The following is an 18,409-nucleotide window of genomic DNA, read 5'->3' as shown; positions in this document are numbered from 1 at the left end:
AGACACCAAAGAAGGCTGATCATGGCCCCAGCGCCCTCGTCGACGTCCAGCGCCGTCACCCTGAACATCAACGGCGAGAAGCACCAGCTGACCGTCGACCACCGCACCACCCTGCTCGACGCCCTGCGCGAACGCCTCGACCTCACCGGCACCAAGAAGGGCTGTGACCAGGGGCAGTGCGGCGCCTGTACCGTCCTGGTCGACGGGCGCCGCGCCGTGTCCTGCCTGAACCTCGCCGTCGCGGCCGAGGGACGTGAGATCACCACCATCGAGGGCATGGCCGAGGGGGACCGGCTGCACCCGGTCCAGCAGGCCTTCCTCGACCTCGACGGCTACCAGTGCGGCTACTGCACCCCCGGGCAGATCTGCTCGGCGATCGCCGTCATCGAGGAGCACGCGGCAGGCTGGCCCAGCGCCGCCACCGAGGACGTCCGCCCCGAGGCCGGGCCGCCACCGCTGACGCCGGACGAGATCCGCGAACGGATGAGCGGCAACCTGTGCCGCTGCGGCGCCTACGTCTCCATAGTCCAGGCCGTCACCCGCGCCGCCGAGGCCCACCGGGCCGCGGCCCACGACGGCGACCGTGCCGACCGCGCCGACCGTGCCGACCGGGACGACCGGGACGACCGGGACGAGAACACCGAGGAGACGGCCGCATGAGGGAGTTCGGATACCAGCGCGCCGACGACGTCTCCGGCGCGGTGGCGCTGCTCGCCGCCGACCCGGACGCCCGCTTCCTCGGCGGCGGCACCAACCTCGTGGACCTGATGAAGACCGGCGTCGAACGCCCCGCCCGGCTCGTTGACGTCCGCGAACTCCCTCTGGACGCCATCGAGGAGACCCCGGACGGCGGACTGCGCATCGGCGCCACCGTCACCAACAGCGACCTCGCCGCCCACCCCGAAGTGCGCCGCCGCTACCCGGCACTGACCCAGGCGGTCCTGGCCGGCGCCTCCGGCCAGCTGCGCAACATGGCCACAGTCGGCGGCAACCTGCTCCAGCGCACCCGCTGCGGCTACTTCACCGACCTGAGCAAGCCCTGCAACAAGCGCGCCCCCGGCAGCGGCTGCTCCGCGGTCACCGGCGAACACCACAACCACGCCGTCCTGGGCGCCTCCGACCACTGCGTCGCCGTGCACCCCTCGGACATGGGGGTGGCCCTCGCCGCCTTCGACGCCGTCGTCGGCTACGAAACCCTCGACGGTCCGGGCGAGTTGCCGCTCGCCGACTTCTACCTCCCCGTCGGGGACACCCCGCACCGGGAGACCGCACTGCCGGCCGGCGCGCTGATCACCGGCGTCACCCTGCCGCCCGCCCCGGTCGCCGCCCGCTCCCGCTACCGCAAGGTGCGCGAGCGCGCCTCGTACGCCTTCGCGATCGGCTCGGTCGCCGCCGCGCTCCACATCGAGGACGGCGTCGTGCGCGAGGCCCGGCTGGCCTTCGGAGCGGTCGCCGCGCGGCCCTGGCGGGCCCGCGCGGCCGAGGCCGTCCTCACCGGCGCACCGGCCGACGGCGACACCTTCGCCGCCGCCGCGGACGCCGAACTCGCGGCCGCCAGGCCGCTGCCCGACAACGGATACAAGGTGACCCTCATGCGCAACCTCGCGGTGGCCGTCCTGACCGAACTCGCAGAGGAGACCGCCCGATGACCACCGCCACGACCGGCCGTACGGCGCTGCGGGGCGTCGTCGGCACCGCGCACACCCGCGTCGAGGGCCGCGACAAGGTCACCGGAGCGGCCCGCTACGCGGGCGAGATCCCCTTCGCCGACCTCGCGCACGGGTGGCTGGTCCTCTCCACCGTCGCGCGCGGCCGCATCCGCTCCCTCGACACCGAGGCCGTCCTCGCCATGCCCGGCGTGCTCACCGTCCTGCACCACGGCAACGCCCCGCGCGTCGACACCGACTACGTCGGCCTGCTCGGCATCCCGCCGGACCCCACCGCCGCCGTCTTCCAGCAGGACCGGGTGCACCACGTGGGCTGGCCGGTCGCCCTCGTCGTCGCCGAGACGTCCGAGCAGGCCCGGGAGGCCGCCGAGGCCCTCGTCCTCGCCTACGACGAGGAACCGCACGACACCGCCCTCACCGCCGGCCACCCGGGTGCCCACCCGGCCGGCGGGGTCATGCCCGGCGAGACCGCCAAGGGCGACCTGGCGGCCGGCCTCGCCGCCTCCGCCGTCGTGGTGGACGAGGAGTACACCACTCCCGAAGAGCACCACAGCATGATGGAGCCGCACGCCGCGACCGCCCGGTGGGACGGCGGCCGGCTGGAGGTCGTCGACTCCAACCAGGGCACCACCTGGATCCAGACCGAACTGGCCAGCCTGTTCTCCCTCGACGCCGCCGCGGTGCGGGTGCGCTCCGAGCACATCGGCGGCGGCTTCGGCAGCAAGGGCCTGCGCGCCCACCAGGTCGCCGCCGTGATGGCCGCGACCGAACTGCAGCGGCCGGTGCGCGTGGTCATGACGCGGCGGCAGATGTTCTCGCTGGCCGGCTACCGCAGCCCCACCGTCCAGCGCGTCCGGCTCGGCGCCGACGCCGACGGCCGGCTGCGCGCCCTGGAGCACCGCTCGCTGAACCAGACGTCCACCGTCTACGAGTTCGTCGAGCCCAGCGCGGGCGTGGCCCGGGTGATGTACGACGCCGAGGCGCACCACACGGCCAACGAGGTCGCGCCCCTCGACGTGCCGTCGCCGACGTTCATGCGCGCACCGGGCGAGGCACCGGGCTCCTTCGCCATCGAGTCGGCCCTCGACGAACTCGCCGAGCGCGGCGGCATCGACCCCATCGCACTGCGCCTGCGCAACGAACCGGAGGTCGGCCCGGTCTCCGGTCTGCCCTTCAGCAGCCGCAACCTGGATGCCTGCTTCCGCGAGGGAGCCCGGCGGTTCGGCTGGGCCGGGCGCGACCCGCGACCCGGCGTGCGCCGTGACGGGCGCTGGCTGCTGGGCACGGGCACCGCCGCCGCCTCCTTCCACTCGGGCGCCGGTCCCTCCACGGCCGTCGTGACCGCCGAGGCCGACGGCGGATTCACGGTCCGGATCGCCGCCGCCGACATCGGCACCGGCGCCCGTACGGCGCTCACCCTGGTCGCCGCCGACGCCCTCGAGGTCGCGCCCGACCGGGTCCGGGTCCGCATCGGTGACAGCGACTTCGGCCCCGCGATGATCGCGGGCGGCTCGATGGGCACGCGGTCCTGGGCCTGGGCGATCAGGGAAGCGGCCCGCGAACTGCGGGAGCGGCTGGCCCTGAGCACGACGATCCCGCCTCAGGGCATCACCGTACGGTCCGACACCACCGCCCTGCTCGGCACCCTCGCACAGAAGGAACGGCACTCCTTCGGCGCGCAGTTCGCCGAGGTCGCCGTGGACACCGCCACCGGCGAGGTGCGGGTGCGCCGCATGCTCGGCATCTTCGCGGCCGGCCGGATCGTCAACCCGCTCACCGCCCGCAACCAACTCGTCGGCGGCATGGTGTGGGGCATCTCCATGGCCCTGCACGAGGAGGCGGTACGGGACCGGTCGAGCGGCGGCCTCTACGCCCCCGACCTCGCCGGCTACCACGTGGCCACCAACGCCGACGTGGGCGACGTCCAGGCCGACTGGGTGGACGACCCCGACCCCGACGACCCGGTCGGTATCAAGGGCGTCGGCGAGATCGGCATCGTGGGCGCCGCGGCGGCCGTCGCCAACGCCGTCTGGCACGCGACCGGCGTCCGCCACCGCAACCTGCCGATCCGGCCGGACCGGGTGCTGTCGGCGGTGCCCGCGAGCGCGGGAGCGGCGGATGCTTGACATCGCCGAGGAGCTGGACCGCTGGCTCGCCGAGGGCCGGGAGTTCGCCGTCGCCACCGTCGTCTCCGTGGGCGGCAGCGCGCCGCGCGGTCCCGGCGCCGCCCTCGCCGTCGACAGCGGGGGCACCGTGATCGGCTCGGTCTCCGGCGGCTGTGTGGAGGGCGCGGTGTACGACCTGTGCGCCGACGCCCTGCGCACCGGGCAGACGCTGCGCGAACGCTTCGGCTACAGCGACGAGGACGCCTTCGCGGTCGGTCTGACCTGCGGCGGGATCGTCGACGTACTGGTCACGCCGGTCGGCGCCGACGCGCCCTCGCGCGAGGTGCTCGGGGCCGCGCTGGCCGCCGCCGCCCGGGGCGGGACCGCGGCCCTCGCCCGGGTCGTCGAGGGTCCGCCCGAGCTGTTGGGCAGGGCCCTGCTCGTCCGGCCCGACGGCTCGCACACGGGAGGCCTGGGCGGTCACCCCGACCTGGACCGCACCGCGGCCGCCGAGGCCGGTGCCCTGCTGGACGCCGGGCGCACCGGCACGGTCGGACTCTCGCAGGACGGTTCGCACTGCCCCGGCGGGCTCACCCTGCTGGTCGAGACCAGTGTGCCGCCGCCCCGCATGATCGTCTTCGGCGCGGTCGACTTCGCCGCGGCGCTGGTGCGGGCCGGGAAGTTCCTCGGGTACCACGTCACGGTGTGCGACGCCCGGCCCGTCTTCGCCACCCGGGCCCGTTTCCCCCAGGCAGACGAGGTCGTCGTCGACTGGCCGCACCGCTACCTGCGGGACACCCCGGCCGACGGGCGCACGGTGCTGTGCGTGCTCACCCACGACGCCAAGTTCGACGTGCCGCTGCTGGCGGAGGCGCTGCGGATGCCGGTCGCGTTCGTCGGCGCGATGGGCTCGCGCCGCACCCACGAGGATCGCGACCGCCGGCTGCGCCAGGCCGGCCTGAGCGAGGACGAGCTGTCCCGGCTGCGTTCACCGATCGGCCTCGACCTCGGCGCCCGCACCCCCGAGGAGACGGCCCTGTCCATCGCGGCGGAGATCGTCGCGGCCCGCCGTGGCGGTACGGGCGTCCCGCTGACCGGCGGGGCGGCACCGATCCACCGGGAGGCGACGGGGCGGCCGCCCGAGGAGAAGGCGAGGAAAACGGCTGCCTGAAGAAGGGAAGGCGGCTGCCTGAGGAATCCGACAGGGCAGTCGCCCGGGAAGGAGGCTCAGGGCAGCGCCGACTCGCCGGCCAGGCGCACCGAGCACTCCAGCAACATGGCGTGCACAAAGGCCTGCGGGAGGTTGCCGCGGAGCTGGCGCTGGCGCACGTCATACTCCTCGGCGAACAGCCCGGTCGGCCCGCAGGCCGCCCGGGTGCGCTCGAACCAGCGGAACGCGTCCACCCGGTCGCCGACCCGGTGCGTGGCGAGCGCCATGGCGAAGCCGCACAGCAGGAAGGCGCCCTCGGCCTCGCCCAGCGGCACCCCGGGATGTTCGAAGCGGTACAGGTATCCGTCCTCGGACAGGCGGGACTCGACATACGCGCGGGTGGCCGCGTCGCCGTCGTCCCCGAAGACGCAGCCGCGGGCCATCGGCACCAGCAGCGCGGCCTCGGGCCCGTCGTCGTCCTCGGCCCGCCGCCAGCGGCCGTCCGCGTGCAGGCACCGGCGCCGGGTCTCCCGCAGCACCGTGTCGGCGAGGTCGGCGCACCGGCGCCCCGCGGTCCCGGGCAGCACCTCGGCCATCCGCCGCAGACCGCACACCACGCTCAGCCGGGAGTGGGTCCACCACCGGTCCTCCAGCTCCCACAGACCGGCCTCCGGCTTCAGCCACTGCCGCTCGACGACGTCCACGGCGACGGCGGCGGCCCGTTCCGCCTCGTCGGTCAGGCGGTCGTGCGCGGCCGCCGCCGCGAACAACTGCAGCGCCTCGCCGAAGGTGTCCAGCTGGAACTGGGCGCCCGCGTCGTTGCCGACGTGGTCGTTGCCGCCGGGATAGCCGGGCAGCCGCAGGGAACGCTCCTTCCCGACCGGCCGCCCGTCGACCGTGTAGGCGGGGCGCACCCGGTCGCCGTCCGCGAGGATGCGCTCGGCGACGAAGCGCACGGCGTCGTCGACCAGCGGGTGCGGCCCGTGCGCGGCGACCGCGAGAGCCGCGTAGCACTGGTCGCGCAGCCACGCGTAGCGGTAGTCGTAGTTGCGCCCGCTGTTGGCGCGTTCCGGCAGGGACGTGGTCGCGGCGGCGACCATGCCGCCCGAGACGCTGGTCAGCCCGTGCAGGACGGCGTACGCGTGCCGGGCGTCGCGGGGCGCGACCAGCCGGGAGCAGTCCGGCACGGCCCGCCGCCACTCCTGTTCCGTGGCCCCCCACAGCGCGTCGGCGTCCAGCGGTTCGGTCTCCGGTCCCGCGGACAGTTCGAGGACGAGGTCGTGACTCTCGCCCTCGCGCAGCCGGAATTCGCCGCACAGCCCCGCCTCGTCGCGCCACACCGCGTCCGGGGCCCCGGCGAGCCGCATCCGCAGCCCCTGCGCCCCGGCCGTCCACACCCCGTGTTCCCGCCGGGGGCCGCGCATCCGGACCTGCCCGAAGCCGGGCCGCGGGTCCAGGTCCAGGTTGAGGCGCGCCTCGCCCCGCTCCACCCGCATGCGGCGCAGCAGCACGAGCCGGTCCGTGCGGGCCGGCAGGGCCAGCGCTTCGCGGCACTCGATCACACAGTCGGCGGTCACCCACCGGCTGGTCCGGATCAGCGTGCCTTCCTCGTAGGAGCCGCCCCAGACGTGCCAGGGGTCCGCGGGCTCCACCGTGAAGTGCCCGGCCCCGCCGATCAGCGCGGAGAACACCGCGTCGTCGTGCCACCGCGGGGCGCACAGCCACACGATCCGGCCCCGGGGATCCAGGACCGCACCTCGTTCACCGTCGGCGAGCACGGCGTACTCGCGCAGCGCCCAGGGCGGGCAGGACGTGTCCGGTGCCGCCGTGCGCCGATCGTCGCTGTCGTTCATGACGCTACGGCTATCCCGGCGCCGGTGACCGAAACGACGCCGCCGTCCCAGCGGTCCCCGCCGTGCTCGCCCAGCGGGCCCACCGACAGCCCCGCCTCGCGGCAGTCGCGCACGATGTCCGGCAGCGCGCCGAGCGTGGCCCGCCAGCTGCCCGGGGCGCAGGCGTGGTCGGTGTCGTGGAGGAGGACCGTGCCACCCCCGCACAGATCGGCCGCGACGCTCGCGCGTACCGAGGCGGGCGTGGCGTCGTGCCGCCAGTCCTTGCCCCACGCCGTCCACAGCACGGGCCGCAGCCCGGCCCGCCGGGCGGCAGCCCAGCGACCGGAGGTGAGGATCCCGTAGGGCGGCCGGTACCAGCGCGGCACACGTCCGGACACCTCGTCCACCACCCGGACGGCACGCAGCAACTCGCGCGTGTCCCGTGCCGGCGACGGCCACCAGGGACGGTCGTGCGTCCAGCCGTGGACGGCGAGTTCATGTCCGCGCCGGACCAGCTCACGGGTCAGCGCGGGGTGGCGTACGGCGTTCTCGCCCAGGACGAAGAACGTGGCCCGTACCTCCAGGCCGTCCAGCGCGTCGAGGAATTGCGGCGTGGACGCCGGGTCCGGGCCGTCGTCGAAGGTGAGCGCCACGTGGCCGGGGCTGCCCCGGCCGGCCAGGCCGGGGAACCGTCGGCGGCGCAGTTCCGGCAGCCAGGTGGCGGCCGGACCGATGTGGGCCAGCGCGACGGCGACGACCGGAGCGACGGCGTACACCGCCCGGCCGGTGGGAAACCCGTGACGCATCCGTGGTGCCTCCGGTCTGTTCACTGTGCTCCGTCCTGGTTCGTTCAAGGTCCTGGTTCGTTCAAGGTTCTCGTGCGTTGCGTCTTCCTGCGCTACGTCTTCGTGCACTACGTCCTCGCTCGTGCCGCCGCTCACCGCTTCCCGGCCCGCGCGGGACCGTCCCGAGCCGCCGGGGCCGTGTCCCAGGCGCCGTGCACCGACGGTGCCCGGGCCAGCCCGACGCTGCCGATGCCGATCAGCGCCACGCCGATCAGCTCGGGCAGCACCCGCACCCCGAGCAGGATCTCCTCGCCGAACAGGGCCCAGCCCAGGGCGACGCTGGTCAGCGCGTCGCCGAGGGTCAGCGCGGGCTGCGAGGCCGCGAGGGTCCCCGCCCGCAGGGCGCTCTGCAGCAGCAGGAAGCTGGCCACGCCCAGGACGGCCGTGGCGTACGGCGGCCACTGGGTCAGCACCTCGCCCACCCCCTGGGAGAGCCGCCCGGTCAGTTCCTTGAGCAGCGCCGCCGTACCGCCGAACCCCACCGCGGACGCCGATCCGAACAGCGCCGCGCGGGGCGCCCCGTGCACCAGGCTGCCGACCGAGGCGAGGACCGTCATCAGGACGAACAGCGCCAGGCCCGCCCAGACCCAACGGCCCCCGGTGGCGGTGTCGTGACCGGGCGCCGGGGCGGCCGAGCCCAGGAACAGCGCGAGCCCCACGGCCAGCGCCACGAACGCCAGCCACGTCCGCGAGTCCGGACGCCGGTGGAAGACCGCACTGCCGACCACGAGGGTGAACAGCAGTTCGGTGGCCATCAGCGGCTGGACGACGGCCAGACTGCCCACCGCCAGCGCGGCCGCCTGCAGCACCGTCGTCAGCGCGAGCAGCGCCGCCCCGCCGACCCAGTACCGGTCGCGCACCAGCCGCAGCAGTGAGCGCAGCATCGTGTGCCGGGCCCCCGCCCGGTCCTCGTCCTGCGCCGCGGCCCTGCGCTGCAGTACCGACGCCGCCGCGTTGGACAGCGCCGCGAACAGGGCGAGGACGACGGTGAGGACACTCACCGCGGCGTGCTCCCGGTCATCCGAACCGTGCGGCCAGCCGCCGGTACAGTCCCGGGGCCGCGCCCCGCACCCGGCAGGGCAGGCGCAGCCACGAGGGCACGTACACCTCGTCCCGGCCCCGCAGCACCGCGGTCCGCACCGCGTCGGCCACGCGCTCCGGAGGCACCGGGCGCGGCCTGGACCGCCGGTAGGGGGCGCCCCGGCGCTCGAAGAACGGGGTGTCGACGACGCCCGGCACCACGTGTGTGACGCCGACGCCCGTGCCCCGCAACTCGTAGCGCAGCGAGTCCGCGAAGGCGCCTATCGCGGCCTTGGCGGCGGAGTACACGGCCTCGTCGCGCACCGCGACGCTGCCCGCCAGCGAGCCGATGAGCACCACCCGCCCCGACCCCGCCGCCACCATCCCCGGCAGCAGCAGCCGCACCAGCCGCAACGTGGCCAGCACGTTGATGTCGAGCACCTCGTCGATGGTGCGCGGGGGCATGTCCAGGAACTCCCCGGCCCAGCCGACCCCGGCTCCCGCCACCAGCAGGTCCACCGGGCCCGCCGTGGCCAGCGTGAAGTCGGTGAGCTGCCGGCCGGCGCCGGGGAGGGTGAGGTCCGCGGCGAACGCGGTGGCCGACGTGTCGTCGGCGATCTGGCGCAGCCGCACCGGGTCACGGCCCGTGAGCACCAGCCGCCAGCCGTCCTCGTCGCCCAGGCGGCGGGCCACGGCCGCGCCGATGCCGGAGGACGCCCCCGTCACGAGCGCCGTACGGGTCCGCGGGTCCCGGAGCCCTACGGGCTGCCGCCGGGGCCTCGCGTGGTCCGCGTCGGGTGCGACGACCTGCGGTCCGGGGACGGACCGGGGACGGGAGAACGCATGGACCATGGGGACCACCTTGGCTCGGGGCGGGCACCGGGAAGCGGCCGACCTGACGGTCGGGCTCCGGCGTCCGGCCGGACGGGCGGTCACGGAGTATCCCCCAGGGCCCGCCCGAAACGCCCGCTTGTGCGATGGTTTGGAACCCGTGGCATCGGCAACTTGGCCCGTCGTGCATCCTCGCAGCTCATCAGTGCCCCGGCGCCCCGGCGCCCCGCGCGGCCCACAGGGCGGCAGACGCCTGCTGGTGATCAGCGCGAGCATGGGCGCGGGCCACGACACGGTCGCCGCCGAACTGGTCCGGCGGGCCCGGGAACGCGGCGACACCGCCCAGACCGTCGACGTCCTCGCCCTCCTGCCGTATGGCCTGGGCACGGTCCTCAGGTGCTTCTACCGCGGGTCCGTACGGCACTTCCCGTGGGCGTACGCCGCCCTGTACCGCCTCTTCCTGCGGCCCGGCGCGGGACGCCGGCCGAGCGGGACGCCCCTGGCCCGGCTCGCCGGAGACCGGCTGCGCGAGCTGGCCGCACGCACCGGCGCGGACGTGGTCGTGCCCGTCTTCCACCTGGGCGCCCAGCTCACCGGCCACCTCCGGGACCGCGGGCTGCTGCCCGTGCCCAGCGTCGTCCTCGTGATCGACTTCGAGCTCCACCGGCAGTGGCTGCACCCCGGAAACGACCACTGCCTGTGTCTCACCGAGGAAGCGGCGAGCCAAGTGAGGGGGAGCACCGGCACTCCGGCGGGTACGTGCGGTCCCGTCGTGGCGCCCGAGTTCTCCGCCGGCCACGTTCCGGGGGCGGCCCAGTGGCGGGAGACGTTCGACCGGCTCGGCCCCGGGCGGCCCGCCGTGGTGCTGTCCGCCGGTGCCTGGGGCGTCGGCTCGCACCTGGACGCCACCGTCCGGCTGCTGGCGGACCACGGCTATCTGCCGGTCGTGCTCTGCGGCGACAACGAGCGGCTGCGCCGCACGCTGTCCGGCACACCCGGCGTCCTCGCCCTGGGCTGGGTGACGGACATGCCGGGCCTGCTGCACGCCGCTCGTGCCCTGATCGACAACGCGGCCGGTCAGACCGCCGTACAGGCGCTCGCGGCCGGACTGCCGGTCGTGGGCCACCGCCCCATACCCGGTCACGGCGCGGACGGCGTCCGGCGGATGGCCGCGCTGGGCGTCTCCGAGGTCGCCGAGGACCGGACCGCGCTGCTCGAAGCCCTGGCGCGGCTCACCGCACCCGGCCGGGACCGGCGCCGGCGGATCGCCGCCGGACGCGCTCTGTTCACCGGCAACGCGGACGCCCTGACACGGGTGACCGACCTCGCCGACGCCGCACGTGCGGGCGTACGGCGGTGAGAGAGCGCCGCGAGCACGGGGGAGCGAAAGGGCGACCGAGGGGGCGACCGAGGGGTCGACCGAGGGGGAGAGCCCGTCCGTTTTCCCGGACGCGCACAGGGCACCCGCCCGGGGCGCGAACCGGCACAAGGAGGCGACGCCGTGCGGCTCGACGACTTCCTCACCAGGGTCCGCGACCGCGGTGAGTTCCACGGCGACGACGAGGCCGAGCAGGTCGCCACGGCCGTCCTGTGGGTGGTCGCGTCCCGCATCCCACCGGGTGAGGCCGCCGACCTGGCCCGCGACCTGCCCGCACCCCTGGACGACGCGCTGCGCCTGGAACGCGGGCGCCCCGAGACCTTCGGGCGCGAGGAGTTCCTCCGGCGGGTGGCCCAGCAGACCGGCGCCCGGCCGCGCACCGCCGAGTGGGACGCGGGCGCCGTGCTGTCCACCCTCGCCGAGGCCGTGCCTCGCGAACGCGTCGACCGGCTGCTGGCCCGCCTGCCCGCCGACTGCGCCGACCTCTTCGGCGGCCCGGCACCCCACTGAGAGCGGGCCTCGGAGACAGGCCACCGAGACCGAGGAGACACCCATGACGGACGTTGAGCAGCGCTACGCCGAAGGGGAGGAGACACCCCTCCTCGGATACGCGGCGCTCGCCACGACCTTCGCGGCCGGTGCCGGCGCGTTCACGGTGACGGCGTGGCGCCGTGGGGTCCGACTGCCCGCCTCCGTCCCCGCCTGGGACGTGGTCCTGCTGGGAACGGCGACGTTCAAGGCCTCCCGGCTGCTGGCCAAGGACAAGGTCACCAGCTTCCTGCGGGCCCCCTTCACCCGCCGCGAACGGGAGGGAAACGCCAACGAGGTGATGGACGCCGGGCGCGGAACCGGTCTGCGCCGTGCCGTCGGCGACCTGATCTCCTGCCCGTTCTGCACCTCCGCCTGGGTGGCCGGCGGGCTCGTGGGCACCTACGCCGTCGCGCCCAGGGCGGCGCGGCTGGTGTGCGCGGGCCTGAGCGCGGTCGTGGTGTCGGACTGGCTGCAGTACGCGTGGAGCCTGACGGCACAGAAGGCCGAGGAATGACCGGGTGGCCGCCGGGCCGGGCCGCCCGTCAGTCGCGCTCGGCGCGCTCCGTCCGCTCGGCCCGCTCGGCGTGGAGCTTCTTCACCCGGGCCGTCTCCTTGCGCACGTCGGCCTGGACCGCCTGCTCCCGCTCCAGCCACTGCGGGCTCTCCTGCTTCAGCGCGTCGATCTGCTCCGTGGTGAGCGGCTCGGCGACCCCGCCCCGGTGCAGACCCGCGATGGAGACGCCCAGCTTCGCCGCCACCACCGGCCGCGGGTGCGGACCGTCGCGCCGCAGTTCGCGCAGCCACGCGGGCGGGTCGGCCTGGAGCGCGTTCAGCTCGGCACGCGTGACGACGCCCTCCCGGAACTCGGCGGGTGTGGCCTCGAGGTACACACCCAGCTTCTTCGCCGCGGTCGCGGGCTTCATGGTCTGGGTGTTCTGGTGCGACGTCATGCGCCCAAGGGTATCGATCGTGTGAGTGGCTCCCGACCACGCCCGGTAACCTGGCCGGGTGACAGGCTCGGAAGCTCCCCCTTCGTTCCGGCTCGCGTACGTCCCGGGGGTGACGCCCGACAAATGGGTGCGCATCTGGAACGAGCGGCTGCCGGACGTCCCCCTCGCCCTGACCCAGGTCCCCGCCGCCGAAGCGGCCGGCGTGTTGCTGGGCGGCGGCGCCGACGCCGGGCTCCTACGCCTGCCCGTCGACCGTACGGCGCTCAGCGCCATCCCCCTCTACACCGAGACCACGGTCGTGCTGGTCCCCAAGGACCATCTCGTCACCGCGGCCGACGAGGTGAGCGTCGGGGACATCGCCGACGAGATCGTGCTGCACCCCCTGGACGACGTCCTCGACTGGGAGCGGCTGCCCGGCAGGCCCGCGCTCGAACGCCCGGCCACCACCGCGGACGCCGTCGAACTGGTGGCGGCCGGGATCGGGGTGCTGCTCGTGCCGCTGTCGCTGGCCCGCCTGCACCACCGCAAGGACCTCACGTACCGCACGGTCACGGACGCCCCGGAGTCGAGCGTGGCCCTGTCCTGGCCCGAGGACGCGCACACGGACCGCGTCGAGGACTTCATCGGCATCGTCCGGGGCCGGACCGTCAACAGCACCCGGGGCCGACAGCCGGAACCGGCGCGCTCCAAGGGCGGGCGCACCGAAGGGACCCCCTCCGCGCATCGCAAACCGGCGGCCGGGAAGGCGGGCGGCAGGACGGGCGGAGCCGCGGGCAGCAGGACGGGCGGAGCCGCCGGCGGCAAGACCGGCGGGAAGCAGACCGGGAGCGCCCGGCGCGGCACCGGCGGCGGCCACCGGGGCGCGAGCGGCGGCAAGGGCAAGGGCGGCGGACGCGGCGGCAGGCCCCGTCAGCGCTGACCCCGACGGCGGGCCGGCCACCGCCGGTCCTCGGCAGACCGGCCACGGCCGACCCGTCGCCCGCCCCCGGCGCGTCAGCGGACCGTCGGACTGGGCGTCGGTGCGGAGGTGTTGACCTCGAGCCCGGGCGGCGCGGTGAGCGAGAGCACCGGCTCGCCGGGCTGCGGGGCCGGCGGCGTGAGCTGCGCCTTGGGCAGGTTCGGGGGTGCGGTCTGCTGGAAGTTGACCTGGTCGAAGTTGACCAGCCCGGTCTTCTCCAGCACGGTGATGTGGTCGAGGACGGTGTCGTTGGCCTGGTCGGCGAGCTGCCGCACCAGGGAGTTCTTGGTGTTGGCCCGGATCTTGGCGATGGCCGGGAAGATCTGGCCGTGCGTGATCCGCATGATGTTGACCGCGGTGGTGTCGAACTGCTTGCCCGTCGTCCCGTTCACGGTCGAGACGAACTGCTGCTGCTGCGGTGAGGCCAGGTTGGGCAGGGTGATGCCCAGCTCCGGTGCGATCCTGCGGCAGGTGTCGTCCAGCCGGGAGTGGCCGACGACCAGGTGCTCACCGGCCTCCCGCATCTCCGGTGTCGTCCCCCGCTCCATGGCCATCAGCCCGAGCGGGTGCTCCCACAGCCCCGCGGCACGCACCTTCACCACGAAGTCCCGGTCCTGCTCGGTGAGCGGCCCGTACCGCGTGTTGGTGACGACCCGGGCCTGGTCACTGCCCGCGTTCTGTACCCCGAGCATGGCCGGGTAGGCGAGGGCGGTGAGGGTGAGGACCAGGGCACCGGCCACGAAGGCGGTCCCTGCCGTGGTGCGCGTGATGCGCATCGTGCCTCCTGGGGCGAAGACAGGCTCGGACACCAGGAGATACGGATACGAGCAGCGATCTGATCACCGTTTCGAGCACTCGCTCATATTGTTTCCCTCCTATCGTTTCCGCCGGTCCGCAGCCAGTCGTGTGCCGCCCGCGCGGTGAACTCCTCCTGGCCACCGCGCACCAGCAGTTCCGCGGTGGCGAACTCCGGTGCGTCCGCCTGCCCCGCGACGTACGGAATCGCGATGCAGCGCATCCCGGCCGCGTGTGCGGCCGCGGCACCGGGGGCGGCATCCTCCAGCACCACGCAGCGGGCCGGTTCCGCGCCCAGCCGGCGGGCGGCCGCCAGGAAGACGTCGGGGGCGGGCTTGCCCCGCGCCACCTCGTCGGCCGAGACGACCGTGCGCAGGTGTGCGTCCAGGCCGGTGCGCGCCAGGATCGTCGCGATGGCCTCGGGCGAGGAACCCGAAGCCACCGCCATCGGTACGCCCTCGCCCGCCAGCAGCTCGACGAACTTCCGCATCTCGGGATACGCGCGCGCCGAGGTGCGGGCGAGCCCGAGATAGTGCCGGTTCTTCACGGCGAGCAGTTCCTCGACCGTGGCCCGCAGCCCGTACCGCCGCTTCCAGTCGGCGACCGTCTCCTGGGTGCTGATGCCCACGTACGCCTCGTGGTCGGCCCAGGTGAAGTCCGGGACGCCGTACTCGGCGAGGGTGCGCCGGCCCGCGTCGTAGTAGTTCGGCTCGCTGTCCACGAGCGTTCCGTCGAGATCGAAGATGACCGAGATGCCGCCCAGCGGGCCCTTGGTGCTCATGGTGTCCAGGATGCCAAGGATCACCTGCCGGCCGAGCGCCCGATCGACTCCACCAGCGGCAGCAACCGGTGCGGCACGCGCTCGCGCAACGCCACCTCGCTGCGGGTGCGGACCACGCCGGGCAGGCTGATCAGCTTCTGCACCACGTCTTCCAGGTGCGCGTTGTCGCGGGCCACGACGCGGGTCAGCAGGTCCCCGCCACCCGTGATGGAGAACGCCTCGACGATCTCCGGCACGGCCGCCAGCGCCTCGCCCACCTCGTCCAGATGGCCCTGGGTGACCTCGATGTGCACGAACGCGAGCACCGGGTGGCCCAGGGCGGCGGGGGAGAGGGACGGAGCGGTACCGGTGATCACGCCGTCCCGCTCCAGGCGGTCGAGGCGGGCCTGGAGGGTGCCGCGGGCGATCCCGAGGACGCGGGCGTACTCGCGCACGCTGGTGCGCGGCTGCTCCAGCAGCAGCCGCAGGATGCGGGTGTCGAGTTCGTCGACGGCCATCGCGGGTCCGGCCCCTTCCAGTCGGCCATTGGCTCTCCGGTGGCCGCAGGCATGCCGTGATCACAGTACCAATGGCCCACTCCGGTGGCAGCCTGTTGAGCCACTGGCGGCCGAGATGCTCCTATAGAGGTGTCGATGGCGCTGCGGACCCCGCGGCGCCTTTTGCGTGCGGTGACTTCCGCGCCGGTGGGTGTGAGCGAGCGAGGGGGCGGTAATCAGTGCTGAAGAAGGTGTTCGTGAGCCCGGACCCGGGACGGTCCCGGCTGCGGTTCGCCGCCCGGGCCGTCCTCGGCATCGGGCTGGCCGTCGTGGTGTGCGGGCTGGCCGGTACCTCCCTGGTCGGCGCGATCATCGGGGGCCTCGCCGCCCTGCTCGCGCTCTTCACCGTCACCGACGCCACCGTGCGCGGCCAGGCCGTCACCACCGCGCTGCTGCCGGTCGCCGGGCTGCCGGTGCTCACCGCCGCCGCCGCGCTGCACGACCTCCCGGTGGCCCGGGACCTCACCTTCCTCGCCGTCGTCGGCGCCGGTGTGTACGCGCGTCGCTGGGGCCCACGCGGGCACAGCCTCGGCGTCTTCGCCTTCATGACCTTCTTCATCGCCCAGTTCCTGCACGCCACCACGGACCGGCTGCCCGAGATGTTCGCCGCCGTCCTGCTGTCCGTGGCCACCGCCGCGACGGTGCGGTTCGGCCTGTGGTGCTACGAGCGCCGCCGCCCCGCGCCCGCCGTCCCCGCGCCGCCCGCCGGCACCCGACTGGCCCGCATCACCACCCGGCAGGCCGTGCAGGCGACCGGCGGCGCCGGTTTCGCCCTGGTCGTGGGCCAGCTGGTGTCCGGCGACCGCTGGTACTGGGCCGTCGGCGCCGCCTGGTGGGTGTTCGTCAACACCACCTCGCGCGGCGAGACGCTGGTGCGCGGTTTCCGCCGGGTCCTCGGCACGGTCGTCGGCATCGGCCTGGGCTTCCTGATCGCCGTGCCGGTGGCCGGAGCGCCGGTGCCCACCGCCGTACTCGCCGCCGCCTGCGTCTTCGGCATCTTCTACACCGCCGCGGTCTCCTACACCTGGATGATGCTCTGCGTGACCCTGCTCGCCGAGCTGCTCTACGGCCTCCTGGGCGTCCTCGGCCCCGGCCTGCTCGCGCTGCGGATCGCCGAGACCGGCGTGGGTGCGCTCGGCGCCGTGCTCGCCGTGCTCTTCGTCCTGCCCGTCACCACGCACGCCGTCACCGACGTGTGGATCCAGCGCGCCCTGCGCTGCGTGCACGCCTGCACCGCGGAGGCCGCCGCACGGCTCGCCGGCACCGAGGGCGCCGATCCGGCGCCGCGCGTGGCGGAGCTGGAGCAGCTGCTGGGCCGGGTACGGCTGTCGGTCGCCCCGCTCGTGCACCCGCTGAGCCCGATGCCCGGCCGCAGGCGGCGGGCCCGCCGGGTCCTGGACCTGCTCGACGACTGCGCCCGGGAGATCCGCGGCCTGGTCGCCGTGGCCGCCGACCCCGAAGCCTCCCACGACGCACGGCTGGCCGCCGCCTGCTGGCGTGTCGAGGCCGCGGTCGAGGCACTCACCGGCGGCGGCGCGGTCCCCGCCCGTGCGGGCGGGCCGCGGGCCGCCGAACCCGCGCTGGCGCACCTCCACGACCTGGAACAGGCCCTCGCCGAACTCGCCGCGCCCCTGCGCACCCCGTCCGGTTCGCGCCTGGCCGGCGCCTGACCCGGCTCGCCCGCCGCCCCCGCGACACCCGTTTGGTCTAGACCGCGCGTGATCGACTGCTACCGTCGCTCCCGGGCGGACGATCAGGCCGGGCGACCGGGACGGCACTCGACGCGGCGCAGGACGAAGCAGGCAGACGAAGCAGGCAGACGAAGCAGGACGAGAGGGGCAGCGGTGACGGACGGCGGCAGGCGGCAGCGGCGGGCATACATCGGGTCGTTCACGGCGGCCGGCGGCCCGGGGATCCTGACGGCGACCGTCGCCCCCGACAGCGGCGCCCTCACGGTCGTGAGCGGTACGGACGGTCTGGCCGACCCCTCCTACCTGGCCCTGGCGCCCGACGGGGACACGCTCTACGCCGTCAGCGAGACGGCCGAGGGCGCGGTGGCCGCCTACCGGGTGAGCGGGGACCGGCCCGAGCCCATCGGACGGCCGGTGCCCGTCGAGGGCGACGGACCGACCCACCTCAGCCTGTACGCCGGGCACGTGCTGACCGCCAACTACGGCTCCGGCACCGTCACCGCCGTACCGGTCCGCGCCGACGGCACCCTCGCCCGCTCCGCGTCCGGCGTGCTGCGGCACACCGGCTCCGGCCCGCACGCCCAGCGTCAGCAGGGACCGCACGCCCACCAGGTGCGGCCCGACCCCAGCGGGCGCTGGGCCGTCAGCGTGGACCTCGGCACCGACTCCGTGCGGATCTGCACCCTGACCGACGGTGCCCCCGCCGTGCACCGGGAGGTCGCGCTGCGGCCCGGGTCGGGACCGCGGCACCTGGCCTTTCATCCGGACGGTTCCCAGGCCTACGTCGTCAACGAACTGGCGCCCACCGTCACCGTCTGCCACTGGGACGCCGACGACGGCGTGCTCAAGCCCCTCACCGAGGTGCCGCTGCTGCCGGGGGCCCCGGCGGGCGACGCCTACCCGTCCGGCATCGCCGTGTCGCCCGACGGCCGCTTCGTGTGGACCGCGACCCGCGGCGAGGACGTCCTGTCCGTGCTCGTCGTGGAACCGGACGGCCTGCGGCTGTCCGCCACCGTGCCATGCGGTGGGCACTGGCCCCGCGACATCGCCGTGTCCGGCGGCTTCCTGTACGCGGCCAACGAGCGCTCGGGAGACGTGACCTGGTTCGCCCTGGACCCGACCACCGGCATCCCCCGCCGCACCGGCACCCTCGCGGTCCCAGCAGCCTCCTGCGTGATCTTCGCCCCCGCGTAACTGCAGGCAGCCGTCCCGCCCCAGCTCGCGGGCAGTCGTGCCTCCCCCAGTGCCCGAACGGCCTGGCAGGTGCCCCGCAAGCGCCGCCCCGTGCCCCGCGGTCACGCCGAAGGGGCCCGCTCCTCACCAGGAGCGGGCCCCTTCA

The 18,409-nt window shown here is 74.9% G+C and carries 18 protein-coding genes; 10 read left to right on the top strand and 8 right to left on the bottom strand.

Annotated elements, in window-relative coordinates; all coding sequences use genetic code 11:
- Window positions 1–21: 21 nt before the first annotated feature.
- From ACFV9J_RS06935 to ACFV9J_RS06920, 4 genes are read left to right on the top strand one after another with little or no spacing between them, the layout of a single operon-like run.
- Window positions 22–660: a 2Fe-2S iron-sulfur cluster-binding protein gene (locus ACFV9J_RS06935; protein ID WP_385350931.1), complete on the top strand. Its 639-nt coding sequence runs from the start codon at window positions 22–24 to the stop codon at window positions 658–660.
- Window positions 657–1,649, top strand: a complete 993-nt coding sequence (locus tag ACFV9J_RS06930) for an FAD binding domain-containing protein (protein ID WP_385350928.1) — start codon at window positions 657–659, stop codon at window positions 1,647–1,649. The genes ACFV9J_RS06935 and ACFV9J_RS06930 overlap by 4 nt, the downstream gene beginning before the upstream one ends.
- Window positions 1,646–3,793, top strand: a complete 2,148-nt coding sequence (locus ACFV9J_RS06925; protein WP_385350925.1) for a xanthine dehydrogenase family protein molybdopterin-binding subunit — start codon at window positions 1,646–1,648, stop codon at window positions 3,791–3,793. Before ACFV9J_RS06930 ends, ACFV9J_RS06925 begins: the two co-directional genes overlap by 4 nt.
- Entirely contained in the window at window positions 3,786–4,943 is a 1,158-nt protein-coding gene (locus ACFV9J_RS06920) for an XdhC family protein (protein ID WP_385350922.1), read from the top strand. The genes ACFV9J_RS06925 and ACFV9J_RS06920 overlap by 8 nt, the downstream gene beginning before the upstream one ends.
- A gap of 56 nt (window positions 4,944–4,999) precedes the next feature.
- On the opposite strand, the gene ACFV9J_RS06915 is transcribed toward ACFV9J_RS06920, so the two are convergent.
- From ACFV9J_RS06915 to ACFV9J_RS06900, 4 genes are all read right to left on the bottom strand, one after another.
- Complete coding sequence (locus ACFV9J_RS06915) at window positions 5,000–6,775, bottom strand: glycoside hydrolase family 15 protein (RefSeq protein ID WP_385350919.1); 1,776 nt, start codon at window positions 6,773–6,775, stop codon at window positions 5,000–5,002.
- Window positions 6,772–7,560, bottom strand: coding sequence for a polysaccharide deacetylase family protein (locus ACFV9J_RS06910; RefSeq protein WP_385350917.1), 789 nt, complete (start codon window positions 7,558–7,560; stop codon window positions 6,772–6,774). Before ACFV9J_RS06910 ends, ACFV9J_RS06915 begins: the two co-directional genes overlap by 4 nt.
- 131 nt (window positions 7,561–7,691) lie before the next feature.
- Window positions 7,692–8,600: a DMT family transporter gene (locus ACFV9J_RS06905; RefSeq protein ID WP_385350914.1), complete on the bottom strand. Its 909-nt coding sequence runs from the start codon at window positions 8,598–8,600 to the stop codon at window positions 7,692–7,694.
- A gap of 16 nt (window positions 8,601–8,616) precedes the next feature.
- Window positions 8,617–9,471 carry an SDR family NAD(P)-dependent oxidoreductase gene (locus ACFV9J_RS06900; protein WP_385350911.1) on the bottom strand — a complete coding sequence of 285 codons (855 nt, stop codon included), beginning with the start codon at window positions 9,469–9,471 and terminating at the stop codon, window positions 8,617–8,619.
- 253 nt (window positions 9,472–9,724) lie between these two features.
- Here ACFV9J_RS06900 and ACFV9J_RS06895 point away from each other — a divergent pair, with 253 nt between their 5' ends.
- The 3 genes from ACFV9J_RS06895 (at window position 9,725) to ACFV9J_RS06885 (ending at window position 11,873) form a co-directional block, all read left to right on the top strand.
- On the top strand, window positions 9,725–10,810 hold the full coding sequence (locus ACFV9J_RS06895) for a galactosyldiacylglycerol synthase (RefSeq protein ID WP_385351334.1): 1,086 nt from the start codon (window positions 9,725–9,727) through the stop codon (window positions 10,808–10,810).
- A 141-nt stretch (window positions 10,811–10,951) separates the two neighbouring features.
- On the top strand, window positions 10,952–11,338 hold the full coding sequence (locus ACFV9J_RS06890) for a DUF2267 domain-containing protein (RefSeq protein ID WP_115740804.1): 387 nt from the start codon (window positions 10,952–10,954) through the stop codon (window positions 11,336–11,338).
- A gap of 43 nt (window positions 11,339–11,381) precedes the next feature.
- Entirely contained in the window at window positions 11,382–11,873 is a 492-nt protein-coding gene (locus tag ACFV9J_RS06885; protein ID WP_385350907.1) for a DUF1360 domain-containing protein, read from the top strand.
- Window positions 11,874–11,901: 28 nt separating this feature from the next.
- Here the strand turns inward: ACFV9J_RS06885 and ACFV9J_RS06880 are convergent, their stop codons facing one another.
- Window positions 11,902–12,309, bottom strand: coding sequence for a DUF5997 family protein (locus ACFV9J_RS06880; protein WP_385350904.1), 408 nt, complete (start codon window positions 12,307–12,309; stop codon window positions 11,902–11,904).
- A 58-nt stretch (window positions 12,310–12,367) separates the two neighbouring features.
- Between ACFV9J_RS06880 and ACFV9J_RS06875 the strand changes: the two genes are divergently transcribed.
- Complete coding sequence (locus tag ACFV9J_RS06875; RefSeq protein ID WP_385350901.1) at window positions 12,368–13,228, top strand: LysR substrate-binding domain-containing protein; 861 nt, start codon at window positions 12,368–12,370, stop codon at window positions 13,226–13,228.
- 74 nt (window positions 13,229–13,302) lie between these two features.
- Here the strand turns inward: ACFV9J_RS06875 and ACFV9J_RS06870 are convergent, their stop codons facing one another.
- The 3 genes from ACFV9J_RS06870 to ACFV9J_RS06860 all read right to left on the bottom strand — a co-directional run bounded on the left by ACFV9J_RS06870 (window position 13,303) and on the right by ACFV9J_RS06860 (window position 15,340).
- Window positions 13,303–14,043 (bottom strand): DUF4142 domain-containing protein, encoded by a 741-nt coding sequence (locus ACFV9J_RS06870; protein ID WP_385350898.1) that lies wholly within the window; start codon window positions 14,041–14,043, stop codon window positions 13,303–13,305.
- A gap of 83 nt (window positions 14,044–14,126) precedes the next feature.
- A complete protein-coding gene (locus ACFV9J_RS06865; protein ID WP_385350895.1) occupies window positions 14,127–14,843 on the bottom strand; it encodes an HAD family hydrolase in 717 nt (238 codons plus the stop codon).
- Window positions 14,844–14,863: 20 nt separating this feature from the next.
- Window positions 14,864–15,340 (bottom strand): Lrp/AsnC family transcriptional regulator, encoded by a 477-nt coding sequence (locus ACFV9J_RS06860; RefSeq protein WP_385350892.1) that lies wholly within the window; start codon window positions 15,338–15,340, stop codon window positions 14,864–14,866.
- A gap of 218 nt (window positions 15,341–15,558) precedes the next feature.
- Between ACFV9J_RS06860 and ACFV9J_RS06855 the strand changes: the two genes are divergently transcribed.
- Both ACFV9J_RS06855 and ACFV9J_RS06850 read left to right on the top strand, forming a co-directional pair.
- Window positions 15,559–17,049 carry an FUSC family protein gene (locus ACFV9J_RS06855; protein WP_385350889.1) on the top strand — a complete coding sequence of 497 codons (1,491 nt, stop codon included), beginning with the start codon at window positions 15,559–15,561 and terminating at the stop codon, window positions 17,047–17,049.
- A 174-nt stretch (window positions 17,050–17,223) separates the two neighbouring features.
- Window positions 17,224–18,264: a lactonase family protein gene (locus ACFV9J_RS06850; RefSeq protein WP_385350886.1), complete on the top strand. Its 1,041-nt coding sequence runs from the start codon at window positions 17,224–17,226 to the stop codon at window positions 18,262–18,264.
- The last annotated feature ends 145 nt before the right edge of the window (window positions 18,265–18,409 follow it).

Origin of the sequence: Streptomyces sp. NPDC059906 (assembly GCF_042730645.1) — a bacterium.
Classification (GTDB): domain Bacteria; phylum Actinomycetota; class Actinomycetes; order Streptomycetales; family Streptomycetaceae; genus Streptomyces; species Streptomyces rubrogriseus.
Note: the sequence above shows the minus strand (reverse complement) of the source record. Positions and strands in the feature narration are given on the sequence as shown.